The 3,168-nt window shown below is 64.0% G+C and carries 3 protein-coding genes; all 3 read left to right on the top strand.

The window, feature by feature from the left end; translation table 11 throughout:
• On the top strand, window positions 1-1,348 hold a 1,348-nt coding region (locus tag AC5JJ6_RS05980; RefSeq protein WP_496041166.1), incomplete at its 5' end, for an ABC transporter substrate-binding protein.
• A gap of 137 nt (window positions 1,349-1,485) precedes the next feature.
• Window positions 1,486-2,499, top strand: a complete 1,014-nt coding sequence (locus AC5JJ6_RS05975) for an ABC transporter permease subunit (RefSeq protein WP_496041165.1) — start codon at window positions 1,486-1,488, stop codon at window positions 2,497-2,499.
• Between the two features lie 2 nt (window positions 2,500-2,501).
• Window positions 2,502-3,168: ABC transporter permease subunit (locus tag AC5JJ6_RS05970; protein ID WP_496041164.1), on the top strand; the 667-nt coding region annotated here is incomplete at its 3' end.

The raw sequence follows: 3,168 nt of genomic DNA, 5'->3' as shown, positions 1-3,168 counted from the left end.
AGAAGGTCTGGAGTACACCTTCAAGCTGCGTAAAGGTGTAAAGTTCCACACGTCGAAGACCTTCAAGCCAACCCGCGATTTCAACGCTCAGGACATCGTCTTCACTTTCGAGCGCCAGTGGAAGAGCGACAACCCGTATCACACCGTCTCCGGCGGCGCGTACGAGTACTTCAACAGCATGGACATGCCCAAGCTGCTGAAGAGCATCGAGGCGGTCGACGACTATACCGTCAAGATCACCCTGAACGAGCCGGAAGCGCCCTTCCTTGCCAACCTCGCGATGGACTTCATGTCGGTCCAGTCGGCCGAATACGCCGACCAGATGGCGAAGGCCGGCACGCAGACCAAGGTCGACCAGGAGCCGATCGGGACGGGGCCGTTCCAGTTCGTCGGCTACCAGAAGGACGCCGTCATCCGCTACCGGGCCAACGAGGCCTATTGGGGCGGCAAGGCGCCGATCGACACCCTCGTCTTCTCGATCACGCCGGACGCTTCGGTCCGCTACGCCAAGCTGAAGGCGGGCGAGTGCCACGTGATGGCCTACCCGAATCCGGCCGATCTGGCGGCCATGAAGACCGACCCGACGATCAACCTGATGTCGCAGGAAGGTCTGAACGTCGGCTACCTCGCCTTCAACACCGAGAAGGCTCCCTTCACCGACGTCAAGGTCCGTCAGGCCCTGAGCATGGCGGTCAACCGGGACGCCATTATCGAGGCGGTCTACCAAGGCGCCGGCAAGAAGGCCAAGAACCCGATCCCGCCGACGATCTGGTCGTATAACGACAAGGTCGAGGACACCAAGTACGATCCGGAAGCGGCCCGCAAGCTGCTGGCGGATGCAGGTTTCCCGAACGGATTCGAGACCGATCTTTGGGCGATGCCGGTCCAGCGTCCCTACAACCCCAACGCCCGCCGCATGGCCGAGATGGTCCAGGCCGACTGGGCCAAGATCGGCGTCAAGACCAAGATCGTCAGCTACGAGTGGGGCGAGTACCTGCGCCGCACCAAGGACGGCGAGCACCAGACCATGCTGATGGGCTGGACGGGCGACAACGGCGATCCGGATAACTTCCTGTACGTCCTGCTCGGCTGCGAAGCCGTCGGCAGCGCCAACCGCGCCCGCTTCTGCCACCAGCCGTTCAACGACCTGCTGATCAAGGCGAAGCGGACACCCGACGTGGCCCAGCGCACCAAGTTCTACGAGGAGGCGCAGGTCGTCTTCAAGGAACAGGCGCCCTGGCTGACGGTGGCGCACTCCGTCGTTTACGAGCCGATCCGGAAAGAGGTCAAGAACTACAAGATCGATCCGTTCGGCGGCCATATCTTCTACGGCGTGGACATCAACTAGGCGGAAACTCGGTCAGGGGAGGGCGCGTGCTGAAATGGCGCGTGGCCCCCTCACCAAACCTCCCCCGCCAAAACTCCACCCTGCCAGCCAAACGCCTCAGCCTTACCCCCGGCTTTTCCGTAACCTAAAAGCTGACCATGTTCCGTTTTTTCCTGACCCGGTTCAGCCTGATCATTCCGACATTCATCGGCGTGACACTGCTGACCTTCGCGCTGATCCGGCTGGTCCCCGGCGACCCGGTCGAACTGATGGCCGGCGAGCGCGGCATTTCGCCGGAACGCCATGCCGAACTGCGGGCAGCCATGGGGCTGGATAAGCCCCTGCTGGTCCAGTACGGCGACTACATCCTCAACGTGGTCCAAGGGGATCTCGGCAACTCCGTCGTGACCAGAACCCCTGTGCTGGACGAATTCCTGACGCTGTTCCCGGCGACCATCGAACTGTCGGTCTGCGCTATTCTGTTCGCGATGATCGTGGGTTTGCCGCTCGGCATCCTGGCTGCCGTCAAGCGCGGCTCGATCTTCGACCACAGCCTGATGGGCATCAGCCTGACTGGCTATTCGATGCCGATCTTCTGGTGGGCGCTGCTGCTGATCCTGCTGTTCTCGGTCAATCTGGGATGGACGCCGGTCTCGGGCCGAATCTCCGTCATGTACTGGGTGGAACCTGTCACCAACTTCATGCTGATCGACGCCCTGCTGTCGGACGAGGAGGGGGCCTTGAGTTCGGCGCTGTCGCATCTGGTGCTGCCCGCCGTGGTGCTGGGCACCGTTCCGCTCGCCGTGATCGCGCGGATGACGCGCTCGTCGATGCTCGAAGTGCTGGGCGAGGACTATATCCGCACGGCGCGAGCCAAGGGGCTGGCTCCCCTCCGCGTGGTGGCCCAGCACGCGCTGCGCAACGCGCTGATCCCCGTCGTGACCGTCATCGGGCTTCAGGTCGGCGTGCTGTTCGCCGGCGCCATCCTGACCGAGACCATCTTCGCGTGGCCCGGCATCGGCAAGTGGCTGATCGAATCCGTCGCCCGCCGCGACTATCCCGTGCTTCAGGGCGGCGTCCTGCTGGTCGCCGCCGTCATCATGATCGTCAACCTGCTGGTCGACCTGACCTATGGCGTTCTCAATCCGCGCATCCGCCATGGGGGGCACTGACCATGACCGTCGAATCCCAGATCGACGCCACGCCGCAGGGACCGCTCCCCACGGCCCGGCCGCCCTCCGCCTTCGGTGAGTTCTGGCACTACTTCGCCCAGAACAAAGGCGCCGTCGCCGGGCTGGTGGTCATCCTGATCGTCACCTTCGCAGCGGTCTTTGCCGACCTGATCGCTCCCTATTCGCCGAACGAGCAATTCCGCGACGCCATCCTCCAGCCGCCGTTCTGGGCGGAAGGCGGCTCGTTCCAGTACCTGATGGGCACCGACGACGTCGGCCGGGACATCCTGTCGCGCATCATCCACGGCGCCCGCCTGTCGCTGCTGATCGGCGCCATCGTCGTCACCCTGTCGCTGGCGGTCGGCGTCGTCCTGGGGCTGATCGCAGGCTTCGCGCGCGGCGTCACCGACGTCCTGATCATGCGCCTGTGCGACATCATGCTGGCACTGCCCTCGCTGCTGCTCGCCATCGTCATCGTCGCCGTGCTGGGGCCGAGCCTGACCAACGCGATGATCGCGATCTCGCTGGTCGTGCTGCCGCATTACACCCGCCTGACCCGCGCCGCCGTGATCACCGAACTGTCCAAGGACTACGTGGTGGCGAGCAAGGTCAGCGGGGCCGGCGTGCTGCGCCTGATGTTCATAACGGTGCTGCCCAACTGCACGGCGC

It is taken from the genome of Skermanella sp. (genome assembly GCF_059503625.1).
Note: the sequence above shows the minus strand (reverse complement) of the source record. Positions and strands in the feature narration are given on the sequence as shown.